The 22,868-nt window shown below is 69.5% G+C and carries 19 protein-coding genes; 9 read left to right on the top strand and 10 right to left on the bottom strand.

Going from position 1 to position 22,868, the window contains the following annotated elements; all coding sequences use genetic code 11:
- Window positions 1-126: 126 nt before the first annotated feature.
- From BUB20358_RS03375 to BUB20358_RS03355, 5 genes are all read right to left on the bottom strand, one after another.
- Complete coding sequence (locus BUB20358_RS03375) at window positions 127-1,287, bottom strand: MFS transporter (protein ID WP_006765053.1); 1,161 nt, start codon at window positions 1,285-1,287, stop codon at window positions 127-129.
- 103 nt (window positions 1,288-1,390) lie between these two features.
- Complete coding sequence (locus BUB20358_RS03370) at window positions 1,391-2,560, bottom strand: MFS transporter (protein ID WP_006765052.1); 1,170 nt, start codon at window positions 2,558-2,560, stop codon at window positions 1,391-1,393.
- A 203-nt stretch (window positions 2,561-2,763) separates the two neighbouring features.
- Window positions 2,764-3,468 (bottom strand): 5,6-dimethylbenzimidazole synthase, encoded by a 705-nt coding sequence (gene bluB, locus BUB20358_RS03365; protein ID WP_035972972.1) that lies wholly within the window; start codon window positions 3,466-3,468, stop codon window positions 2,764-2,766.
- 141 nt (window positions 3,469-3,609) lie between these two features.
- The gene (locus BUB20358_RS03360; protein WP_006765050.1) at window positions 3,610-4,608 is read right to left on the bottom strand and encodes a 2-hydroxyacid dehydrogenase; all 999 of its coding nucleotides are present in this window, start codon (window positions 4,606-4,608) and stop codon (window positions 3,610-3,612) included.
- Window positions 4,609-4,639: 31 nt separating this feature from the next.
- Window positions 4,640-5,623: a LysR family transcriptional regulator gene (locus tag BUB20358_RS03355; protein ID WP_006765049.1), complete on the bottom strand. Its 984-nt coding sequence runs from the start codon at window positions 5,621-5,623 to the stop codon at window positions 4,640-4,642.
- Between the two features lie 337 nt (window positions 5,624-5,960).
- Here BUB20358_RS03355 and BUB20358_RS03350 point away from each other — a divergent pair, with 337 nt between their 5' ends.
- The gene (locus BUB20358_RS03350; RefSeq protein ID WP_123806793.1) at window positions 5,961-6,449 is read left to right on the top strand and encodes a hypothetical protein; all 489 of its coding nucleotides are present in this window, start codon (window positions 5,961-5,963) and stop codon (window positions 6,447-6,449) included.
- On the top strand, window positions 6,371-7,582 hold the full coding sequence (locus BUB20358_RS03345) for a pyridoxal-phosphate-dependent aminotransferase family protein (protein WP_006765048.1): 1,212 nt from the start codon (window positions 6,371-6,373) through the stop codon (window positions 7,580-7,582). The genes BUB20358_RS03350 and BUB20358_RS03345 overlap by 79 nt, the downstream gene beginning before the upstream one ends.
- 111 nt (window positions 7,583-7,693) lie before the next feature.
- On the opposite strand, the gene BUB20358_RS03340 is transcribed toward BUB20358_RS03345, so the two are convergent.
- On the bottom strand, window positions 7,694-8,629 hold the full coding sequence (locus BUB20358_RS03340; RefSeq protein WP_035972967.1) for a helix-turn-helix domain-containing protein: 936 nt from the start codon (window positions 8,627-8,629) through the stop codon (window positions 7,694-7,696).
- Between the two features lie 132 nt (window positions 8,630-8,761).
- Between BUB20358_RS03340 and BUB20358_RS03335 the strand changes: the two genes are divergently transcribed.
- Window positions 8,762-9,652 carry a DMT family transporter gene (locus BUB20358_RS03335; protein WP_006765046.1) on the top strand — a complete coding sequence of 297 codons (891 nt, stop codon included), beginning with the start codon at window positions 8,762-8,764 and terminating at the stop codon, window positions 9,650-9,652.
- 131 nt (window positions 9,653-9,783) lie between these two features.
- Here BUB20358_RS03335 and BUB20358_RS03330 read toward each other — a convergent pair whose 3' ends face one another.
- A complete protein-coding gene (locus BUB20358_RS03330) occupies window positions 9,784-10,998 on the bottom strand; it encodes an MFS transporter (RefSeq protein ID WP_006765045.1) in 1,215 nt (404 codons plus the stop codon).
- A 326-nt stretch (window positions 10,999-11,324) separates the two neighbouring features.
- Between BUB20358_RS03330 and xdhA the strand changes: the two genes are divergently transcribed.
- From xdhA to BUB20358_RS03310, 4 genes are all read left to right on the top strand, one after another.
- On the top strand, window positions 11,325-12,923 hold the full coding sequence (gene xdhA / locus BUB20358_RS03325; protein WP_006765044.1) for a xanthine dehydrogenase small subunit: 1,599 nt from the start codon (window positions 11,325-11,327) through the stop codon (window positions 12,921-12,923).
- 17 nt (window positions 12,924-12,940) lie between these two features.
- Entirely contained in the window at window positions 12,941-15,295 is a 2,355-nt protein-coding gene (gene xdhB, locus BUB20358_RS03320; RefSeq protein ID WP_006765043.1) for a xanthine dehydrogenase molybdopterin binding subunit, read from the top strand.
- A 1-nt stretch (window position 15,296) separates the two neighbouring features.
- Window positions 15,297-16,004, top strand: coding sequence for a xanthine dehydrogenase accessory protein XdhC (gene xdhC / locus BUB20358_RS03315; protein WP_045552537.1), 708 nt, complete (start codon window positions 15,297-15,299; stop codon window positions 16,002-16,004).
- A 90-nt stretch (window positions 16,005-16,094) separates the two neighbouring features.
- Window positions 16,095-16,505 carry a hypothetical protein gene (locus BUB20358_RS03310; RefSeq protein WP_006765042.1) on the top strand — a complete coding sequence of 137 codons (411 nt, stop codon included), beginning with the start codon at window positions 16,095-16,097 and terminating at the stop codon, window positions 16,503-16,505.
- Window positions 16,506-16,551: 46 nt separating this feature from the next.
- On the opposite strand, the gene BUB20358_RS03305 is transcribed toward BUB20358_RS03310, so the two are convergent.
- The 3 genes from BUB20358_RS03305 to BUB20358_RS03295 form a co-directional block, all read right to left on the bottom strand.
- Window positions 16,552-17,499: a LysR family transcriptional regulator gene (locus tag BUB20358_RS03305; protein WP_006765041.1), complete on the bottom strand. Its 948-nt coding sequence runs from the start codon at window positions 17,497-17,499 to the stop codon at window positions 16,552-16,554.
- A 141-nt stretch (window positions 17,500-17,640) separates the two neighbouring features.
- Complete coding sequence (locus tag BUB20358_RS03300) at window positions 17,641-18,279, bottom strand: DsbA family protein (protein WP_035972964.1); 639 nt, start codon at window positions 18,277-18,279, stop codon at window positions 17,641-17,643.
- A gap of 94 nt (window positions 18,280-18,373) precedes the next feature.
- Window positions 18,374-19,828, bottom strand: coding sequence for a TAXI family TRAP transporter solute-binding subunit (locus tag BUB20358_RS03295; RefSeq protein WP_006765039.1), 1,455 nt, complete (start codon window positions 19,826-19,828; stop codon window positions 18,374-18,376).
- Between the two features lie 420 nt (window positions 19,829-20,248).
- Here BUB20358_RS03295 and BUB20358_RS03290 point away from each other — a divergent pair, with 420 nt between their 5' ends.
- Together BUB20358_RS03290 and BUB20358_RS03285 are read left to right on the top strand one after the other, a co-directional pair.
- Entirely contained in the window at window positions 20,249-20,608 is a 360-nt protein-coding gene (locus tag BUB20358_RS03290) for a BON domain-containing protein (RefSeq protein ID WP_035972963.1), read from the top strand.
- 145 nt (window positions 20,609-20,753) lie between these two features.
- Window positions 20,754-22,844 (top strand): D-(-)-3-hydroxybutyrate oligomer hydrolase, encoded by a 2,091-nt coding sequence (locus tag BUB20358_RS03285; protein ID WP_035972961.1) that lies wholly within the window; start codon window positions 20,754-20,756, stop codon window positions 22,842-22,844.
- Window positions 22,845-22,868 lie beyond the last annotated feature (24 nt).

Raw genomic sequence — 22,868 nt, 5'->3', positions numbered from 1 at the left:
TACGTGCGGCGCGTCGCGCGACATGCGCGCCGAGTGCGTGGCGTGCGTGGCGGCGTCGATCACGGCCCGCGTCGCGCGGGCCGCGGTCGTTCTGTCATGCGGCGCCGGACGGGTGAGGTAATCGAATCACACCGCGCGCTGCACCGTGGCGCGCCGCTCCCACAGCGCGGCTGCGACGAAGGCCGCGACGCAGACGAACAGCACGCCGACGAGCGCGTGGCTGCCGAGCTGCTCCATCAACGCGCCCGCGACGATCGGCCCGCCGAAGCTCGCGACGCTCCATGACGCCGACACGAGCGAGCTCGCGGTGACGAGCGCCGCGCCGCGAAAGCGCTCGCCGCACGCGACGAGCGACAGCGTATAGATGCTGCCGGCCGCCGCGCCGAGCACGAACAGCAGCGGCCAGCACAGCCACGGATTCGCGATCGCGAACGGCAGCAGCGGCAGCCCCGCGAGCACGATCGCGCCCGCGCCGAGATGGACGCGCTCGCGCCCGAGCCGGTCTGCGAGCCAGCCGATCGGGAATTGCATCGCGGTGTCGCCGAACAGCATGATCGACGCGAGCAGGACCGCGGTCTCGCTCGCGACGCCGCGATCCATCGCGTACAGCGGCAGCAGCGACAGCGCGAGCGTATCGAACAGCGCGAAGAAGCCGGTGCCGATGATCAGTGCCGGCATGCGCGGCAGCACCGCGAGCCAGCGATCGTGCGGCTCGCGATGCGAGTCGTCGCCGGCGAGCGGTGCGCGGCGGATCGTCGCGAGCGTCGGCAGCGCGAGCAGGAACAGCGCGCCGCACACCGCGAAGCGCACGCCGGTCGCGCCCGCGATCTGGCTGACGAGCACGGGGCCGGCCATTTGAAACAGCGTGAAGTTCGTCGCGTAGAGCGCGACGACGCGGCCGCGCGTCGAATCGTCGGCGAGCTGGTTGACCCACGCCTCGCCGATCGTGAACAGCAGCATCAGCGCCGCGCCGCACAGCACGCGCAGCGCGCCCCAGACGACGAGATTCGACGTGAACTGCATCAGCGCGGTGGCGGCGGCGAGCAGCACGACCGACACGACGATCGCGCGGCGCGCGCCGATCGCTTGCGCGAGTGCGGTGACGAACGGGACGATCGCGAGGCCGCCGCCCGCCTGTGCGGCGGTCAGCATGCCGACGACGTGGGTGCCGTGTCCGGCTTCGGTCAGTGCGAGCGCGGTGAGGGGCAGCGTTGCCCCGGTGCCGAGGCCGACGACGGCGACGCTCAGGATCAGCGCGAGAAAATCGCGATCGAGAATGGCTTTCATCGGCCGAGATGCTACACCGCGGGCCTTGCACGGTCCATGACGCGCGTCGCGTTCGACCGGTTGCGCGAGCAACGAAGCGGCGCCGCGTCGCGCGGCTCGCGCGTCACACGTATTCGGTCGGCGCGGCGAGCGGGCGGCGTTCGAGCGACGCCGACCACAGCGTGAGCGCGAGCGCGGCGACGGCCATCGCCGCGCCGACCCACGGCAGGTTCACGAGCGATACGCCGGAGCCGATCGCCATCCCGCCGAGCCACGCGCCCGTCGCATTGCCGAGGTTGAATGCACCCTGGTTCAGCGTCGACGCGAGATTCGGCGCGTCGCTCGCGCGGTCGACGATCAGGATCTGCAGCGGCGGCACGATCGCGAACGCGAGGATGCCCCATACGAAGATCGTCGCGAGCGCGGCGAACGGAATGTGCATCGTGCCCGCGAACAGCGCGAGGATCACGCCGATCAGCGCGAGCGTCGCGATCAGCGACGGCATCCGGCGCCAGTCGGCGAGCTTGCCGCCGAGCGTGCCGCCGACGGTCAGCCCGAGCCCGAACAGCAGCAGCACGTACGTGACCTGGCGCGGCGAGAAGCCGGTGACGTCCTCGAGGATCGGCGTGATGTACGTGAACACGCTGAACAGGCTCGCGGATGCGAGCACGCTGATGCCGAGCACCATCAGCACCTGCGGATGCTTGAGCACGCTGAATTCGCGTGTGATGCTGGTGTCGGGCATCGCGAGATGCTTCGGCAGGCACACCGCGAGCGCGGCGGCCGCGGCGATGCCGATGCCGGTCACCGCCCAGAACGTCGCGCGCCAGCCGTAGGCCTGGCCGAGCGCGGTGCCGAGCGGCACGCCGAGCACGTTCGCGAGCGTGAGGCCGGTAAACATCAGCGCGATCGCCTGCGCGCAGCGGTTCGGTGCGACGAGGCTGCTGGCGACCACCGAGCCGATTCCGAAGAACGCGCCGTGGCAGAACGCGGTTACCACGCGCGCGGCCATCAGCACCGCATAGCCGGGCGCGATCGCGCAGAACAGGTTGCCGGCGATGAAGAGGCCGATCAGTCCCATCAGCGCGCGCTTGCGCGGCATCTTCGCGGTGACGATCGCGAGGATCGGCGCGCCGATCGTCACGCCGAGCGCGTAGCCGGATACGAGCATCCCGGCGGCGGGAATCGACACGCCGAGATCGCGCGCGACGTTCGGCAGCAGCCCCATGATCACGAATTCGGTGGTACCGATTCCAAATGCGGCGACGGCGAGGGCGAAAAGAGGTAAAGGCATCGCGGTAGGCTCGGGGAAAAGCCGCCGCTCGGGCAGGGCGCGGAATGCGCGGGGCAGGGCGGACGGTGAGACGACAGCCGCGATTCTACTTCAGTAAAAACCCTGATGCTTGGGGCCAAAACGGGTGTTGCCGGCGTGCGACGGCCGCGCGAACGTCGAAGCGCGTCGCGGCCGTCGCGCGCATGCACGCGCGGGCGTGCCGCTCAATTTGGGGGCTGGACTGTGCCGGTCGACGAAAGCGCGTCGTCGGCCGACAGCGGCTCTTCCGCCGCCGGCGCGCTCCAGCCGTTCTCGAACACGCATGCTTCGATCGGCATCCGCGCGGCCCAGCGCTCTTCCTCGAGCATCGGCTTCGCGTAGAACGCGTCGACGTGCCCGACGCACAGCACGGCGATCGGCTTCGCGCCGGCAGGCATTCCGAGCAGCGTGCGCAGCGCGTCGACGTCGAACAGCGACACCCAGCCCATCCCGAGCCCTTCCGCGCGTGCCGCGAGCCACATGTTCTGGATCGCGCACGCGGCGGACGCGAGATCCATCTCCGGCAGCGTGCGGCGCCCGAATACGTGCCGGTCGCGGTCGTCGGTCAGCGCGACGACGAGCAGTTCGCCGCATTCGCGTACGCCTTCGACCTTCAGCCGCATGAATTCGTCCTGCCGTTCGCCGAGCGCCGCGGCGGTCGCGCGGCGCTCGGCTTCGACCAGCGCGTGGATCGCGCTGCGCAGCGCGGGATCGGTGATGCGGATGAAGCGCCACGGCTGCATGAAGCCGACGCTGGGCGCGTGATGCGCCGCGCGCAGCAGCCGCGCGAGGATCGCCGGATCGACGGGCGCCGGCGTGAAATGGCGCATGTCGCGCCGTTCGAAGATGGCGCGGTAGACGGCGGCGATGGCGGAATCATCGAAACGCATGGCTGGCGGCGGCATGGAGGAAGGTGGGCGAACGATAGCAGACGAACAGCGCGTCGCGTTCCGTCGGCGGAACCGAGCGGGGCGCCGCCGGCGCGCCATACAGCAGTCGCGCAGCGGCGCGCGCGCTGTTCGCCGGCCGCGTCAGCGGTTCTGCGTGACGACGTTCCGCGGTGCGCCCGCGTGCCACGCTTCGATATTGGCGAGCGTCGTATGCGCGATCTCGGCAAGCGCCTCGCGCGTGAAGAACGCCTGATGCGACGTGACGATCACGTTCGGGAACGTCAGCAGGCGCGCGAGCACGTCATCCTGCAGCGGCAGGTCGGAATGATCCTCGAAGAACAGGCCGCTTTCTTCCTCGTACACGTCGAGCCCGAGATGGCCGAGCTGGCCGCTCTTCAGCGCATCGACGAGCGCCTGCGCGTCGACGAGACCGCCGCGGCCGGTGTTGATCAGCATTGCGCCGTGCTTCATCTGCGCGAGCGTTCGCGCGTTGATCAGATGGTGCGTCGACGGCAGCAGCGGGCAGTGCAGGCTCACGATGTCCGCGTGGCGCAGCAGTTCGTCGAGTTCGACGTAGCGCACGCCGAACGCGATCAGTTCGTCGTCGTACGGCGGCATCGAGTGCGCGAGCACGTGCATTCCGAAGCCGAGCATGATCTTCGCGAATACGCGGCCGATCAGACCGGTGCCGATCACGCCGACGGTCTTGCCGTGCAGGTCGAAGCCGAGCAGCCCGTTCAGCGAGAAGTCGCCTTCGCGCGTACGGGCGACCGCACGCGGCAGCCGGCGGTTGAGCGCGAGGATCAGCGCGACCGCGTGCTCGGCAACCGCGTGCGGCGAATAGGCCGGCACGCGCACGACCGCGACGCCGAGCCGGTCGGCCGCGGCCAGATCGACGTGGTTGAAGCCGGCCGAGCGCAGCGCGATCAGCCGCGTGCCGCCGTCGGCGAGCCGTTCGAGCACGGCCGCATCGACCGTATCGTTGACGAACGGGCAGACGACGTCATAGCCGTGCGCGAGGATCGCGGTTTCCGCGTCGAGGTGCGACGGCTGGAAGTGCAGCCGGTAGCCGAACGCGCGGTTGGCGGCCGTGAACGAATCGTCGTCGTATTGCCGGCTGCTGAACAGGATCACGCGCACGCTGCACCTCCGGGGCTGGGTCGCCCGAAGTTTACTGCAGGCCGGTGACGATGTCGGCGTGTCCCGGTGTGCGCGGCTGCCGCAGGAAACCGTACTCGGAGCGCTCGCGCGCGGCGTGCGCGCCGAAATGCTCGAGCGCGTGCTCGACGAAGCTGCGCGTGCGCGCCGGCACGAACTGGCGATTCGGGTAGACGAGCGACAACTGTGCGTCCGGATCGTCGATCCGGTACGCGGGCAGCAGCCGCACGACCGTGCCGCCGGCCAGCGCGTCGGCGATGCAATGTTCGGGCAGCGCGGCGATGCCGGAGCCGGCGATCGCGGCCGCCTGCACGAGCGCGAGCTGATTGAACGTGCAGGCCGGGCGTACGTTGACGGTATGCGCGATGCCGTCGTGGCCGACGAGCCGCCACGCCGCCGCATGCTGATGCGGCGCGAGCGCGATCCAGTCGTGGCCGGGCAGATCGTCCGGCGAACGCGGTTCGCCGCGCCGGTCGAGATACGCGGGCGCCGCGCACGCGACGAACGGATTCGGCGCGAGCGCGTGACCGACCAGCGCCGGATTGCCGTCGAGCCGGTTGCCGGTGACGATGCCGACGTCGTAGCCGGAATCGAGCACGTCGAGCGGCCCTTCGGCGACGGTCAACTGCACGCGCAGCTGCGGATAGCGTTGCCGGAAGCTGCTGACGAGCGGCGTCAGCGCGAGCGGCGACAGCAGCCCCGACGCGACGACGCGCAGCGTGCCGGCCGGCTCGCGCACCGCATGCGCGACCGATGCCTCGAGGTGGTCGAATTCCTCGAGCAGCGCGCGGCAGCCGTCGAGGTAGCGCGCGCCGGCTTCGGTCAGCGACAGGTTGCGCGTCGTGCGGTGGATCAGCCGTGTGTTCAGATGGCCCTCGAGCATCGCGATCGAACGCGTGACGAGCGCATTGGACACGCCGAGATGGTGTGCCGCGCGCCGAAAGCTCTGCTGTTCGGCGACGCAGACGAATACACGCATGGTCTGAATCTGGTTCATGGCTCGGTGTATTTTTGGCCCGGTTGATTGATTATCGTTGCGATTTTTCGCTGCGCAGCGCCGAAAACATTGCGCGCCGCACGCCGTCCTTCCTCGTATCGAAAAATCGGTTTTTCATTCCGCAGACGATTGTTCAATATGAATGCGGGATCGTCAACCTGAGAAAAGGGGCGGGTTGCGGAAAATCGAAATCGCGGCTAGCGGTTAAAGCGGCTCGATCTCCGAATAGTGCCGTTCAGGCTGGCGGAGATGCGTTCGAATAGGTGTCCGAGAGGCGAACATTGTCCTTGAGAATCAGTGTGTTGCAATGTTCTGCCGAATCCCGGCCGGCAAATGGATGAAATCGCCCGCCAATACATGCGACGATAATGAATCTATTCTGGAATGCGCAATTTTCGGGTATCGATTCTCCGCGAACGATTTTTATCGTGCCGGCGCGTATTTTTGTCGACTGGGTGGCGTGCCGAACGGCGGGCGCGGACGAATCGTCGCATTATTGGCGGAGAAAATCGCGGACATGGAACCGTTTCACGTGCGCCGCGAAAAACCCGTGCCGATCCAGTGCGCGCTCGCGCGAAGCGCTCGCGCCCGGCTGGCCCGGTCCGCACGCCGGGCCAGCCGGGCGCTGTCAGGCCGCGTGTGCCTCTTGCGCGCCGCGCCGGAACGCGGAATGATCGACCAGTTCGATTCGCCGCCCGGCGCGGCGCTCGCCGGTGCGTTTCATTCCTTCATCTCGACCATTCGTCCATGTCCATCGATTACTCGCCGATTCCCTGTCCCGTCGTCGTGCCGCTCGACGCGATCCTGCCCGAAGAACCGCTGCTGATGATGGGGGCCGGCCCGGTCCCGATCCCGGCCGCGGTCGCGAAGGCGAACACGATCGTGATCAACCACCTCGGCGCGACGATGGCGAAGATCATCGAGCAGGTGAAGGAGATGGCGCGCTACGTGTTCCAGACGCGTACGAAGTGGGTGCTCGGCGTCGCCGGGCCGGGTTCCGCCGCGATGGAGATGGCGATCTCGAATCTCGCGTGGCGCGGCACGCGCGTGCTGTCGATCCGCAACGGCTTCTTCAGCGCGCGGATGGCCGAGATGGCGACGCGCGTCGGCGCCGACGTCGCGACGCTCGAAGTCGCCGACCGCTCGGTCGCGAGCCTGGACGAGATCGCCGACGCGATCGCGCGCGAGCGGCCGGAAATCGTGACGATCGTCCAGGGCGAGACGTCGAACACCGTGTGGAACCGCGACCTGCGCGACATCGCGGCGCTCGCGAAGGCGGCCGGCGCGCTGGTCGTCGTCGACGCGGTGTGCACGCTGTCGACGATGCCGCTCGAGATGGACGCGTGGGGCATCGATGCGGTGATCACGGGCGGCCAGAAGGGGCTGTCGTCGATTCCCGGCGTGTCGCTGATCGCGTTCTCCGACGCCGCGTGGGAGCGGATGAAGCAGCGTCCGGAACCGAACGCGCACTGGTGCCTCGACATGGCGCTCGCGGAGAACTTCTGGCACAACGCCGGCTATCACTACACCGCGCCGGTGTCCGGCGTGCTCGCGCTGCACGAGGCGTTGCGGCTCGTCTGCGCGGAGACGCTCGAAAGCCGCTTCGCGCGCCATCTGCGTTGCTCGCTCGCGCTGCAGGCCGGTATCGAGGCGATGGGGCTCACGCTGTATGCGCCGAAGGACTGCCGGCTCAACTCGGTCGTCGGAATCGAGACGCCCGACGGGCTGACGCCGGGAATGGTGTGCGGCCACATCTCGAAGCAGTACCAGGTCGAGATCTCCGGCTCGTTCGGGCTGCCGATCGTGCGGATCGGCCAGATGGGCGAGCAGTGCCGCGAACACAATCTGTTCCGCACGCTGCATGCGTTCGGCCGCACGATGGTCGATCTGAAGGTGCCGGTCGATCTGCCGGCCGGCGTGGCGGCGCTCGAGCAGGAGCTGTCGCGGCGCGGCGTGTAGGCCGACGCGGTGCCGGCGTGCGGTGCGCGGCGGTACGTGGGCGGTACGTGGGCGGTATGCGGGTGATGTGCGGTGCGCCGCGCCGGCGGCGCCCGCGTGCTGTGCGGTCGTTCAGCCGCGCTGCATCGCGCGCCGGTACGCGTTCGGCGTCGTGCCGTGCGCGTCGCGGAAGCGGTGGCTGAAGTGCGCGGCGTTCGCGTATCCGCAGTCAGCCGCGATCTGCGCGAGCGGCAGCGACGTCGTGCGCAGCAGCAGACGCGCGCGGGCGAGCCGCTGCTCGGCGACCCACGCGTGCGGCGCGCGGCCGAACGACAGCCGGAACATCCGCGAGAAGTGGTACTCGGACAGTGCGGCGACGTCCGCCAGTTCACCGAGCGTCAGCGGCTGCGTCAGGTACGTGTCGATGTAGTCGCGCACGCGGCGGCGCACGGCCGGCGCGAGCCCGCCGCGGAACGGCGCGTCGGTGCGCGTCATGCTCTGGCCGCGCAGCAGCAGGCTCAGCATGTCGTGTGCGGTTTCGTTGACGCGCAGCCGCCCGTCGGCGTCGTCCCAGCGCTCGAGCGCGAGCGAGCGGAACAGCGCGGCAACACGCGCTTCCTCGAAGTACGTGCGATCGGCGAGCTTCAGCTCGCGCGGCTCGCGATCGAGCTCGCGGATCGCGCGCTGCGTGAAGTGCTCGGGCAGGAAGTACAGGTGGATGAAATGCATGTCGCCGCGCACCCACCAGCGCGATTCATGGTCGCCCGGCAGCGCGCAGAGCAGGCTCGGCGCGCCGTAGCGCGGCACGCGCTCGCGTTCGGTGCGGTAGCCGCCGTCGAGATAGCACGACAGCGTGTGGTGGCCGGGCTGCTCGTAGACGGTTTCGCTTTCGTCGGTGATGCGCGTCCATTCGGCAATCGCGAGATGGTCGCCGAGCCACGCGAAGCGCTCGAGCGTCGCGTTCGCGTCGGCGAGCGTGCGGCATACCGATTGCAGGCCGAACGGGATGTCGTCGCCGGCCAACGCGGCGGCGCGATCGACGGGCGGGGCGCAGAGAGAGGGGCTCATGATGCGACGAGTATAAGTCGACGAGCGCTGCGCAGCGCGACGCCGCGAAAAAGACCGCAATTCCGGACAATCGGCGCGCGCCACGCGGCGGCATAGTCGACGTTCGTCTTACTCACCGGTCTTCCTGCCGCCATGAATCTGTCGCTCTATATCGTCACCGTGCTGATCTGGGGCACCACCTGGATCGCGATCAAATGGCAGCTCGGCGCCGTGCCGCCGCCCGTGTCGATCGCGTGGCGCTTCTGGCTCGCGGCCGCCGTGATGTTCGTGCTGCTGCGCGCGATGCGCCGCCCGGTCCGGCCGCCGCGCGAAGCGTGGCGCTACCTCGCCGCGCAGGGCGTCGCGCTGTTCTGCGTGAACTTCCTGTGCTTTTACTATGCGGAGCGCGTCGTGCCGAGCGGCCTCGTCGCGGTGATCTTCTCGACCGCGCCGCTGCTGAACTCGATCAACGGCCGGCTGTTCATGGGCCGCCCGCTGCGGCCGTCGGCAATCGCCGGCGCGCTGCTCGGACTGACCGGCATTGGCTGCCTGTTCTGGCAGCAGATGGCCGGCCATCTCGACGATCATGCGACGTGGGTCGGTTTGGCGATCGCGTTCGCGGGCACGATGTGCTTCTCGGCCGGCAACCTGCTGTCGAGCCGCATGCAATCGATGGGACTGCATCCGCTCGCGACGAACGGGTGGGCGATGCTGATCGGCGCGGCGATTTTGACCGTCGGCAGCGTGGCGGCCGGACTGTCGTTCTCGCTCGAAATGGAGCCGCGCTATCTGGGCGCGCTCGTCTATCTGGCCGTGCCGGGCTCGGTGATCGGCTTCACCGCGTATCTGACGCTCGTCGGCCGGATCGGGCCGGAACGCGCCGCGTACTGCACGGTGCTGTTTCCGATCGTCGCGCTGGCCGTGTCGACGGTGTTCGAGGGATATCGGTGGTCGCCGCTCGCGGTCGTCGGTCTGCTGCTCGTCCTGGCCGGCAATCTCGTCGCGTTCGATCTCGCGCGACGGCTGTTTCTGCGGCCGGCGTGACGTCGATCGCTGCCGTTATGCGACGCCGATAAAAAACTGCCCGCGCGATGCGGGCAGCGTCGTTTCGATACGGCGGCGGCGTGGTGCGACCCGCACCGCCCGCCGGTTCGCCGTTCGCCGGCGGACTGCGCTCACGCAGCCGCGCTGCTTCCGGCGACGCGCGCCTGCCGCTGGTACAGCACCATCGACAGCGCGACGCCCGCGGCGGCGGCCACCGCCGCGAACAAGAACACCTGCGGATAGCCGAACGCGCCTGCGACGTAGCCGGCCAGCGGCCCCGTGATGCCGAGCGACAGGTCGAGAAACACCGAATACGCGGACAGCGCCGCGCCGCGGCTCGCGGGCGGCACGAGCGCGACCGCCTCGACGCCGAGCGCCGGAAAGATCAGCGCGAAGCCGAAGCCCGTCAGCGCCGCGCCGACGAGCGCGACGTGCGGCACCGGCGCGAGCCACAGCAGCACGAGGCCCGAGCATTCGAACGCGAACGACACGATCGCGACGCGGAAGCCGCCGTAGGTCTTGATCGTGTTCGCGAACAGCAGCCGTGCGCCGATGAACAGCGTGCCGAACACGGTCAGCGACAGCGCGGCGTTCGGCCAGTGGCGCGCCGCGTAGTACAGCGTGACGAACGTCGCGATCGAGCCGAAGCCGGCCGAGCCGAGCGCGAGGCCGAGCCCGTGCGGCAGCACACGCGTGAACACGCTCGCGTACGACATCCGTTCGCCATGCACGACCGGCACCGCATCGATCAGCCGCGCCAGGTAGTAGCCGAGCGCGGCGAGCGCGATCACGATCACGCCGATCAGCGCCGGGTTCAGCGCATGCGCGATCGCGACGCCGACCGGCGCGCCGAGCGCGAGCGCGCCGTAGGTCGCGATGCCGTTCCACGAAATCACCTTCGCGTTGTGCGCGACACCGACGCGGCCGATCCCCCACAGGATCGCGCCGGTGCCGCACAGGCTCTCGCCGACGCCGAGCACGAGCCGGCTCGCGACCAGCAGCACGAGGCTCGCGGCCGGCCAGCGCGCAAGCAGCAGCGCGACGAGCAGCAGCACGCCCGACGCGCCGCAGCCGATCAGCCCGCGCAGTACCGTCTGCTTCGGGCCGAGCGTGTCCGCGAACCGCCCGGCGAGCGGCCGCGACGCGAGCGTCGCGAAGTACTGCACGCTGATCGCCGCGCCCGCGACGATCGCCGAGAAGCCGAGCTCGTCGTGGACGAACCCCGGCAGCACCGCGAGCGGCAGGCCGATGGTCAGGTAGCAGATGAACGTGAAGCAGACGACGGACACGATTTGCAGCGTGACGGCAAATCCGCTGCGCGGCGTGGAGGGAGAATCGGTGGACATGGGGTCGGAACGGGTGAGCGAAACGGAACGGATTGCGGCGAAAAACGGAATCGGGATTTTCCCATGGAACCGGTTTTCCCGCAGGTACCATTTAGTTCATCGGAACCCGATTTCGCCGCGGCGGCGCGGCGTCCGCCGCCTGCCGACGTCCGCCGATAAAGGCGGTCCGCGCCGGCGCGCCCATATCGCCGCAGTTATATGGGCCGCATGCGCGATCGGCTATGGGTTGCAAAAATTGACGGTGATAGCGTGCAAACTGTCAGAGAAACGTCGGCCGTGCGCGCGTTCGCAGGCTGCCTTGCCCCCACTTGAAGAATGACAGAGACATGAGTGAGCCGATCCGCTTCTATCATCGTCACGCGATCCGCGAAGTCAGCGGCGCGGACGTCACCCGCACCGTGCTGCAGTATCTGCGCGAGGATGCGCATTGCACCGGCACCAAGGAGGGCTGTGCGGAAGGCGACTGCGGCGCGTGCACGGTCGTCGTCGGCGAGCTGACCGACGCCGGCACCGTCGCGTTCAAGGCGGTCAACGCGTGCATCCAGTTCCTGCCGACGCTCGACAGCAAGGCGCTGCTGACGGTCGAGGACCTGCGCCAGCCGGACGGCTCGCTGCATCCGGTGCAGCAGGCGATGGTCGACTGCCACGGGTCGCAATGCGGGTTCTGCACGCCAGGCTTCGTGATGTCGATGTGGGCGCTGTACGAGAAACATGGCCACGAGCGCTGCGGCAGCGGATGCGCGAACGCGAAGCACGTGCCGACGCGCACCGAGATCGCCGATGCGCTGACGGGCAATCTGTGCCGCTGCACCGGCTATCGGCCGATCGTCGACGCGGCGGTGCGGATGTTCGATGGCACCGGCGAAGGCGCTGCCGCCCAACGCGCGGCTGCCGAACCCGCCCCGTCGCACGTGCCGGCGGTCGATGCCGCCGCGCTTGCCCGCACGCTCGCGTCGCTCAAGCGCGACGACACGTTCGACTATACGGTCGGCGACGCGCGCTTCGCGGCGCCGCGCACGCTCGACGCGCTCGCCGCGCTGAAGGTCGCCCGCCCGGACGCGCGGCTTCTCGCCGGCAGCACCGACATCGGCCTGTGGGTCACGAAGCAGATGCGTCGGCTCGACGACCTGATCTACGTCGGCCAGATCGCCGAACTGCAGCGCATCGCGCGCAGCGACGACTGGATCGAGATCGGCGCGGGCGTGACCGTCGAGAACGCGTATGCGGCGCTCGTCGACGTCTATCCGGAACTGACCGAAATGTGGAAGCGCTTCGCGTCGCTGCCGATCCGCAATGCCGGCACGATCGGCGGCAACGTCGCGAACGGTTCGCCGATCGGCGATTCGATGCCGGGGCTGATCGCGCTCGGCGCGCGCGTCGTGCTGCGCGGCGGCGACACCGTGCGCGAGCTGCCGCTCGAAGCGCTCTACACCGGCTACCAGCAGAAGGACATGGCGCCGCACGAATTCGTCGTCGGCCTGAAGGTGCCGACTCGCAGCGGCGCGCGTGCGAACCTGCGGTTTCGCACATACAAGCTGTCGAAGCGCTTCGACTCCGACATCTCGGCCGTGTGCGCGGCGTTCGCGTTCATCGCGGACGGCGACACGGTACGCGAGCCGCGCATCGCGTTCGGCGGGATGGCCGCGACGCCGAAGCGCGCGACGCAAGCGGAAGCCGTGCTCGACGGCGCGCGCTGGGACGACGCGAGCGCGCAGGCTGCGATGCAGGCGCTCGAGCGCGACTATCAGCCGCTCACCGACATGCGCGCGACGAGCGCATATCGGCTCGATACCGCGAAGAACCTGATGTACCGCTTCTGGCTCGAGACGCGACCGCACGACCCGCTGCCGCCGCACGCGCTGAACGTGCGCGAAGTGGCTGCCGAAGCGGCGACCGGCGCGGCAACCGACGCGGCGCGCGTCTGACGACGGAGAACCCGAACATGAACCAGCAAGCAGAACCGTTCCTGAGCACCCTCGATCCGCAGGCCGACGCCGCGCAAGTCCACGTGTCGCGCGCGCACGAATCCGCGCACCTGCACGTGAGCGGGCGCGCGACCTACACCGACGACATTCCGCTCGTCGCCGGCACGCTGCACGCGGCGCTCGGATTGTCGGCGAAGCCGCACGCGCGGATCGTGTCGATGAACTTCGACGCGGTGCGCGCGACACCGGGCGTGGTCGCCGTGTTCACGGCCGACGACATCCCGGGCGTCAACGATTGCGGGCCGATCGTCCATGACGATCCGGTGCTCGCGCCGGGCATCGTCCAGTATGTCGGGCAGCCGATGTTCATCGTCGTCGCGACGTCGCACGACGTCGCGCGGCTCGCCGCGCGCCGTGCGCACGTCGAATACGAGGAACTGCCGGCGATCCTCACCGCGCAGGACGCGCGTCGCGCCGAGTCGTACGTGATCCCGCCGCTGAAGCTCGCGCGCGGCGACGCGGCCGCGCGGCTCGCCGCGGCGCCGCACCGCGAATCGGGCGAGATGCGGCTCGGCGGCCAGGAGCAGTTCTATCTCGAAGGGCAGATCGCGTATGCGGTGCCGAAGGACGACGACGGGATGCACGTGTACTGCTCGACGCAGCATCCGAGCGAGATGCAGCACGTCGTCGCGCACGTGCTCGGCGTCGCGTCGCACGACGTGCTGGTCGAATGCCGGCGGATGGGCGGCGGGTTCGGCGGCAAGGAATCGCAGTCGGGGCTGTTCGCGTGCTGCGCGGCGCTCGCCGCGTGGAAGCTGCTGTGTCCGGTGAAGCTGCGTCCGGACCGCGACGACGACATGATGATCACCGGCAAGCGGCACGACTTTCATTACCGCTTCGACGTCGGCTACGACGACGACGGCCGCATCGACGGCGTGTCGGTCGACATGACGTCGCGCTGCGGTTTTTCCGCCGACCTGTCGGGCCCGGTGATGACGCGCGCGGTATGCCATTTCGACAACGCGTACTGGCTGCCGGACGTCGCGATCGCCGGCTACTGCGGGAAGACGAACACGCAGTCGAACACAGCGTTTCGCGGCTTCGGCGGCCCGCAGGGCGCATTCGCGATCGAATACATCATCGACGACATCGCGCGCGCGCTCGGCCGCGATCCGCTCGACGTGCGCTACGCGAATCTGTACGGGAAGACGCAGCGCAACGTGACGCCTTACGGGCAGACGATCGAAGACAACGTGCTGCCCGAACTGCTCGCCGAGCTCGAGACGACGAGCGACTACCGCGCACGGCGCGAACGCGTGCGCGCATTCAACGCACGCAACGCGGTGCTGAAGAAGGGCATTGCGCTCACGCCGGTCAAGTTCGGCATCGCGTTCAACGTCACGCACTTCAACCAGGCCGGCGCGCTCGTGCACATCTACACCGACGGCTCGGTGCTCGTGAACCACGGCGGTACCGAGATGGGGCAGGGGCTGAACACGAAGGTCGCGCAGGTCGTCGCGCACGAGCTCGGCATCCGCTTCGACAGGATCCGCGTGACGGCGACCGACACGAGCAAGGTCGCGAACACGTCCGCGACCGCCGCGTCGACAGGCTCGGACCTGAACGGCAAGGCCGCGCAGGATGCTGCACGCCAGTTGCGCGAGCGGCTCGCGGCGTTCGCGGCGCAGCAGTTCGGCGACGGCAGCGTCGGCGCGGCCGACGTGAAGTTCGGTAACGACTTCGTGTGGATCGGCGCGAACGCGGTGCCGTTCGGCGAAGTCGTCGCGAAAGCGTATCTCGCGCGCGTGCAGCTGTGGTCCGACGGCTTCTACGCGACGCCGAAGCTGCACTGGGACCAGTCGAAGCTGCAGGGCCGGCCGTTCTACTACTACTCGTACGGCGCGGCCGTGTCGGAAGTCGTGATCGACACGCTGACGGGCGAGATGCGCACGCTGCGCGTCGATGCGCTGCACGATGTCGGCGCGTCGCTGAATCCGGCACTCGACATCGGGCAGGTCGAAGGCGCGTTCATCCAGGGGATGGGCTGGCTGACGACCGAGGAGCTGTGGTGGAACGCGGGCGGCAAGCTGATGACGCACGCGCCGTCCACGTACAAGATCCCGACCGTCAACGACACGCCGCCCGAGTTCAACGTGCGGCTGTTCGAGAACCGCAACGTCGAGGACAGCATCCATCGTTCGAAGGCGGTCGGCGAGCCGCCGCTGCTGCTGCCGTTCTCGGTGTTCTTCGCGGTGCGCGACGCGATCGCGGCGGTCGGCGACTATCGGGTCAATCCGCCGCTCGACGCGCCGGCCACCGGCGAGTCGATCCTGCGCGCGGTGCATGCGGTGCGCGCGGCGCGGGCAGGCTGACATGAGCGCGCGCGCCCGTTCGTCGACGCAATCTCCACGCGATCGCGCATCGTCCGCGCCATCCGCGCGTGCGGCTTCGCATGCGGAAGACGCCGGCGCGTACTGCGGCGAATGCGCGCCGGCCGACGCCGCGCCGTTCCCGCAAGGCACCGGCCGGCGCAACCGCGCGAGCGGCGCGGCCGCGCCGATGCACGTCGTGCTGTTCGGCGCGGGCCATGTCGGCCACGCGCTCGTCGCGCTGCTCGGCGCGCTGCCGTGCGTCGTGCAGTGGGTCGACACGCGCGACGAGCTGTTCCCGGACGAATGTCCGCCGAACGTGCAGCCGGAGCCGACCGACACGCCGGAGGCCGTCGTCGACGCGGCGCCGCCCGGCGCGTATTTCCTCGTGATGACGCACAACCATGCGCTCGACTTCGCGCTCGCCGCACGGATCATGCGGCGCCGCGACTTCGCGTACTTCGGAATGATCGGCTCGCGCACCAAGCGCGTGAAGTTCGAGCGCCGGCTCGTCGCGCGCGGCGTCGATCCGGCGCGGCTCGTCGACATGGTGTGCCCGATCGGCATCGCCGGTATCGTCGACAAGGCGCCGGCGTCGATCGCGGTGGCCGTCTGCGCGGAACTGCTGCAGGCGCGTTCCGGCATGCCGGTGGCCGGCGCGAAGGCGGTTGCTGCCGGACGCGCGCACGACGCCGTGCATGACGGGCGGTGACCGCACGAGCGGCTTGCGATCGCGGATTTCCGTTCTTGCGTACACTGCCCGGCATTGCGGCGTCGGGCCGCGCGTCTACGTGTACCCATCATGTCCGATCACCAGGTCTATCTCGACGCGCTCGATGCGAGCCTCGTCGCCATCGAGCGCTGGCTGTCCGGCGTCGACGCGACGCCCGCGACGCCCGCGGCGCTCGACGCGCTGCTCGCGCCTTTCTCCGCACACTTCACAATGATCGCGACCGACGGCCGCGCGCTCGATCGCGGCGGCCTGCATGCGCTGTTTGCGGCGCTCGCCGGCGCGAAGCCGGGGCTGCGCATCCTGCTGTCGGAGCGGCGCGTGATCGCGGCCGATGCGTCGCATGCGGTGCTCACCTATCGCGAAGCGCAGCATGCGGCACACGGCGAGCTGCCCGCGCGGCGCTCGACCGCGGTGTTCGAGCGCGACGCGCACGGGATCGTGCGCTGGGTTCATCTGCAGGAAACGTTCTGCGCCGCATGAGCGCGGTCGCGTCGCGCTCGTGCGCCGCGCGCCGTGTCGTAGCGCGTCAGCGCGTGCGGCGGCGTGCGGCCGTCAGTTCGTCCGACACGCTGCGCATCAGCGCGCACAGCCATGCGATGTCGGTCGGACGATCGGGCTGCGGATGCGTGAGCAGGTAGCTGCGGATACGTGGAAACGGCACCGGCGGCGGCACGACGACGAGCGGCAGCAATTGCGCGTAGTGCGTCGCGAAGCGGCGCGTCGTCGTGAAGATCAGGTCCGACTGCAGCAGCACCTGCGGGACGATCCCGAAGTACGGCAGCGTCGTCACGACGCGCCGCGCGACGCGTGCGCGCGCGAGCCCGATCTCGATCGCGTTGCGCTTGTCGCCGGTGTACGGCGTCGGCGCGACGTGCGCGGCCGACGCATACGCTTCGCGCGTGAGCGGCGCGTGCGCGAGCGGATGCGCGGCGCGCATCAGGCACACGACCGTGTCGGAGAACAGGTCCTGACGCGCGAACCGCGGATCGGGCTTCGGCCAGTTGCCGATCACGAGATCGAGCGCGCCCGATTCGAGCGCGCCTGCGTGGTCGAGCGCAGGATTCAGCGAATCGATTTCCAGATGCGCATGCGGCGCCGCGTCGCGAAAGCGCGCGATCAGCGTCGGCATGAAGAAATCGTTCAGATAGTCGGGCGCCGCGACGCGAAACGTGCGCCGCGCGGACGACGGGTCGAAGTCGCCGTGCGGCGTCGCGATGAAGTCGACTTCGCGCAGCGCGCGCGATGCGGCATCGAGCAGCGACGCGCCGTATTCGGTCGGCACCATGCCGGACTTGCCGCGCACGAGGATCGGGTCGTTCAGCATCTCGCGCAGCTTGCGCAGCGCGGTGCTGATGGCCGGCTGCGTCTGGTTCAGCCGCAGCGCGGTCTGCGTGACGCTGCGCTCGAGCAGCAGCGTGCGCAGCACGCGCACGAGCCAGATGTCGAGCGAGGCGGTACGGTCGTCGTCTTCCATCGATGCGGGGCGATTCGGGCGGAGTCGAGGGCGCGCTTGCGATTCGCAAACGGCCCTAACCTTACCGCAGCCGCGCGTTCGCGTGCGTGATACCGGCCATTACAGCGCGGCCATCACTGCGCGACCGTCACTGCGCCGTCATCACGCGCGGCCCTTCGGCAACGTGCTGATCCGCCTGACCTCGCTCGATTCGAGCCAGTTCGGCGTGCGCGCGCAGTACAGCACCATCGGCAGCGCATCCTCGCCCCAGAACAGCTGCCGGTTCATCCAGAACGTCGGTACGCCGAACACGCCGAGCGCGATCGCGTCGTCGGTGTTGCGGCGCAACTGCGCACTGGTTTCCTCGAACTCGATCAGCTCGTCGCCATGGCCGACGCCGACGCGTTCGCACAGCGCGGCGAAACCGTCGGGCGTCGACGGATCGTTGCCCTCGCGCCAGATGAAGCGGAACATCTCGAGCACGGTCGCGATGTCGGCGCGCGCCGCGATTGCGAGGCGCAGCGCCTTGTCAGAGTCGAACGGGTGCGCGGGCGGCATCTTGAAGCGAATGCCGAGCTGCTCCGCGCGAAACAGCGCATGGCGATACGTGAACACGCGCTTGGCCGGCACGTCGGCGGTCGGTCGCTGCCCCCAGTGGCGCTGCAGATCCGCGAGCGACACGGCGACGGGATTGAACGGCACGTCCGGCCATTTGTCGTGCTGCTCGAGCAGCAGGTAAGAGAACGGCGACACGAAGTCGAAGAACCAGGCGGGCTGGGCGGTATCGAGGCCGGTTGTCATGGCGATCTCCAGAGGGTGGGGCGTGCGGCGCCTGACGGCGGCCTCCATGTTACGCGGCGGCGCGCGCATGCAGCAATGATCGCGGATCGTCCGCTCACGCGGAACCGGGAGTCGCCCGAGTGGCGTCGTCGTCGGGCGCGGGCGTGGCTCCGGTGCGCACGGGTGCCGCCGCGCCTGCGCCGGGCCGGCCCGACGATCCGGCCGGCGCGGGTTGATCGTACGCGGTCAGCCGCTCGCGCACGAAACCGATGTGCTCGCGCAGCACGTAGAACTGTCCCGCATACGCGAGCGGCATCTTCATCCGGTTCACCGCTTCCTCGATGTCGTCGAGTTCGTCGAGCAGCTTCACGCGTTCGTCGGCCGTGTGTTCGCCGAGCGCGCGGCGCTCGAGCGCGATCAGCGCACCGTACCAGCGGTAGATGCGCGAGCGCACGCGCCAGCCGTACAGCGACGGCACGAGCCGCAGCCCGGGGATCAGTACGACGATCAGCGGCACGACCACGACCAGCAGCCGGTCGACGAGGCTCGCGACCCAGAACGGCAGCCGGCGGTACAGGAACGTCTTGCCCGACTTGTAGTAGCGCGCCGCGTCGTCGGACAGCGGGAAGCCGCGCGTGACCGGCGACGGGAATTCGCCCGCATGCTGCAGGATCGTCGCGTGACCGTGCACTTCGCGCGCGGCTTCGATCAGCAGGTCGGACAGCGCCGGATGCAGCGTGTCGCGCGCGACGAGTTCGATCGTCGGCGCGACCGTATGGATATCGGCCGGCGGCAGGTTGCGGCCGAGGTCGTAGACGCCCATCGGCAGCGTGATCGCGGTCAGGTACGGAAAGCGCCGCGCATATGCCTCGGCCTGCGTGAACGAGTACACGTGCACGCCCGGTGCGCGGAACAGCTTCGCCATCACCGGGATCTGCGTCGAGTCGCCGGACAGGAACGCCGCGTCGATCCGGCCGTCGAGCAGCGCGGTCGCGGCGTCCTCGCCGGCGGTCGGCAGCAGTGCGGTCGGGCCGCCCGGCACGATCCCGTTCATCTTCAGCAGCGCGAGGCTGAGCTCGCGCGCGCCGCTGCCCTCCGCGCCGAGCGCGAGCCGCTTGCCCTTGAAGTCGGACAGCCGCGCGACGACCGGCCCGCGGTACATGATCGCGAGCGGCACGTAGCCGATGCTGCCGAGCGACACGAGCGCGTCGTCGCGCTCTTTCGGGCCGATGCCGCTCTGCACGAAGCCGACGTCGACCGGCGCGTTCGGGTTCGACAGTCGCGCGAGGTTCTGTGCGGAGCCTTCCGACGATTCGACGTCGAGCGTCACGCCGTTCTTCGCGAGAATCGCCTTGTATTTCTGCGCGGCGTTCCAGTACGTGCTGCCCGGCGGGCCGGCCGAAATCACGAGCGTCGACGGCGGCGCGGGCTGGATCAGCTTGACCGCGATCCACACGGCCGCGCCGGCGAGCAGCACCGTCGGACCGATCGACAGTGCGAGGTCGCGCCACGACACCGCGACGAAGCGGGCGAGGATACGGCGCGGCGGGCGGGGACGGGCAGGTTTCATCGGGGGCGGCAGGTGACGCGGGCGTGACGCATCGACGACCGTCGCCGGCGCCGATGCGCGTTCTCGCGGCGATGGTAACCGGTTTCGCCGCGCATGCGCGAGCCGCGCGGCACGGCGCGAGCGTGGCGGGAAGGCCGCCGCTTCAAAAGCTTTGCGCTTCGGCGGGCGCTGGATTACATTGTGCGACGCAGCCGCGCCCGACTCGCGCGACCCGGCACCCGATCAGACCGGGCGCGTCCGGCCGGCGGCTGTCCGGCTAGGCCGGCCCGCTTTCGCGTGCGCCGGCTGCCGGCCCGTCTCGCCTCTCTCGCATCGCCGTGGAAATCATCGGCCGTTCCGCCCGTTCGCGCGCGGGCCGGCCGCCTTTGGGGGTTTGCGGCCGTACTGTGCACGGCCGTTCAGAAGTTACAAGGAGATAGCATGAAGTCGATCGTGTTGAGAGCGTTGGGTGTGGCGGCCGTCGCAGCTTGTCTGTCCGGCAGCGTGTATGCGCAGTCGAGCGAGCCGGCAGCGGCCGAGGCGCCGGCCGCCAGCACGCCGAAGGCCGCCGCGAAAAGCGCGAAGAAGGCGAACCGCAAGCTCGGCTACGCGGTGCGCAAGGCGATTACGAAGGCGGGCGGCATCGACGTGTCGAACCTCGTCGTGCGCTCGAAGGGCGGCGCGATCACGCTGGAGGGCACGGTGCCCGATCAGGCTCAGATCGACAAGGCGGAAGAGGCGGCGAAGAGCGTGAAGGGCGTGACGTCGGTCTCGAACAAGCTGACGGTCCAGCAGCAATGATGCCGGGCGGCGGCGCGTGAGCGCCGCCCGTGCCCGTACCCGCGCGGGCCCCGGCATGCCGGGGCCCGTTTGCGCTTCAGAGGCCGCATGCCGTGCGCGACACGGCCGCGGACCGATAACGATAGATCGAGACGGAGGGGCGGCAATGACGACGCACGGATGGGGCAGTCGGATTCTTCTCGGGATGGCGCTCACCGGGCTCGCGGTGCTCGGCGCCTGTAACGGCGACGAGTCGAGCGAGCACAACCGGTTGCCGGCTTTCGTGTCCGGCAGCGTGCGCACGACCGCCTACGACGGCGCGAGCGACGATCTGCTGACGGCCGGCCTCGGCAAGACCGGCCTCGCGAGTGCGACCGCGCCGGCCTTTGCGAATCCGTCGCGGCCGACGAGCGCCGAGCTGCGCCGTCTGGCGATCTGGTCGAACTACCGCGCGCTCGTCGACATGAGCGTGAATGGCGGCTACGGCCGCTTCTGGGGGCCGAACGTCGATCTCGACGGCAACGACACGCTCGGCGAAGGCAAGATCGCCGGCACCGAATATCTCGCGTACGCCGACGACGGCAGCGGCCGCAAGAACGTGACGCTGCTCGTGCAGGTGCCGGCCAGCTTCGATCCTGCGCAGCCGTGCATCGTCACCGCGACGTCGTCCGGTTCGCGCGGCGTGTACGGCGCGATCTCGGCGGCCGGCGAATGGGGGCTCAAGCGCGGCTGCGCGGTCGCCTACAACGACAAGGGCGGCGGCAACGGCGCGCAGGAGCTCGGCTCCGACACCGTCACGCTGATCGACGGCACGCTCGCGAACGCCGTGCTCGCCGGCAACGCGAGCCTCTTCACCGCCAACCTGACGAGCGGCGATCTCGCCGCGTTCAACAGCCGTTTCCCGAACCGCTACGCGTTCAAGCACGCGCATTCGCAGCAGAATCCGGAACAGGACTGGGGGCGCGCGACGCTGCAGGCCGTCGAATTCGCGTACTGGGCGCTGAACGAGCAGTTCGCGCCGCGCGTCGACGGCTCGCAGCGCGGCGTGCGCTATCGTGCGGGCGACATCACGACGATCGCCGCGTCGGTCAGCAACGGCGGCGGCGCGGCGCTCGCGGCGGCCGAGCAGGACACGCGCCGCTGGATCACGGCGGTCGTGGTCGGCGAGCCGCAGGTCAACGTGCGGATGGCGCCGAACGCTGTCGTGCGCACCGGCGGGCAGCCGGTGCCGTCGTTCGGCCGGCCGCTCGCCGACTACGCGACGCTCGCGAACCTGCTGCAGCCGTGCGCGGCCGCGGCGGCATCGCTTGCCGGCGAGCCTTATCTGAGCGCGCTGCCGGCCGCGACCACGCAGTCGATCCGGACGCAGCGCTGCGCGACGCTCGCCGCGGCCGGGCTCGTATCGGGTGCCGACACGCAAAGCCAGGCCGCGGACGCGCTCGCGCAACTGCATGCGGCCGGCTATCTGGCCGATTCCGACCTGCTGCACGCGGCGATGTGGGATTCGCAGGCGATTCCGGCGATTGCCGTCACTTATGCGAACGCTTACACGCGCTCGCGCGTGATCGACAACCTGTGCAATTTCAGCTTCGCGACGACGAACGCGGCCACCGGCGACGTCGCGCCGCCGGCCGCGTCGCCGATGCCGGCCGTGTTCGGTCTCGGCAACGGCGTGCCGCCGACGGCCGGCATCAACCTCGTGTTCAATACGGGCAACGGTGTCGATCACCGGCTCGCGACGCCGGACGCGAGCTTCGCGGGCGCGCTGTGTCTGCGGCAGCTGTGGACCAACGCCATGCTCGACATGCCGGCGAACGTCGACGCGGTGCGCGTGAACGCAAACCTGCAGGGCAAGCCCGCGATCATCGTGCAAGGCCGCAGCGACGCGCTGGTGCCGGTCAACCATGCGTCGCGCGCGTATGTCGCGCAGAACAGCATCAGCGAAGGCGTGCGCAGCCAGCTCGTGTTCTACGAGGTGACGAACGGACAGCACTTCGATGCGTTCCTGTCGGTTGCCGGTTTCGATACGCGCTACGTGCCGGTTCACTACTACGATCTGCAGGCGCTGAACCTGATGTGGCGCCACCTGAAGAACGGCGCGCCGCTGCCGCCGTCGCAGGTGATCCGCACGGTGGCGCGCGGCGGTACGCCGGGCGCCGCTCCGGCGCTGACGAGCGCGAACCTGCCGCCGATCTCGGCGTCGCCCGGCGCGAATGCGATCACCGTCGGCGCCGGCGCGATCGACGTGCCGCTCTGATCGCGCGCGACGTCTGTCCCGACA

The organism is Burkholderia dolosa (assembly GCF_902499135.1).
GTDB lineage: Bacteria > Pseudomonadota > Gammaproteobacteria > Burkholderiales > Burkholderiaceae > Burkholderia > Burkholderia dolosa.
This window is presented reverse-complemented; position numbering and strand designations above follow the sequence as displayed.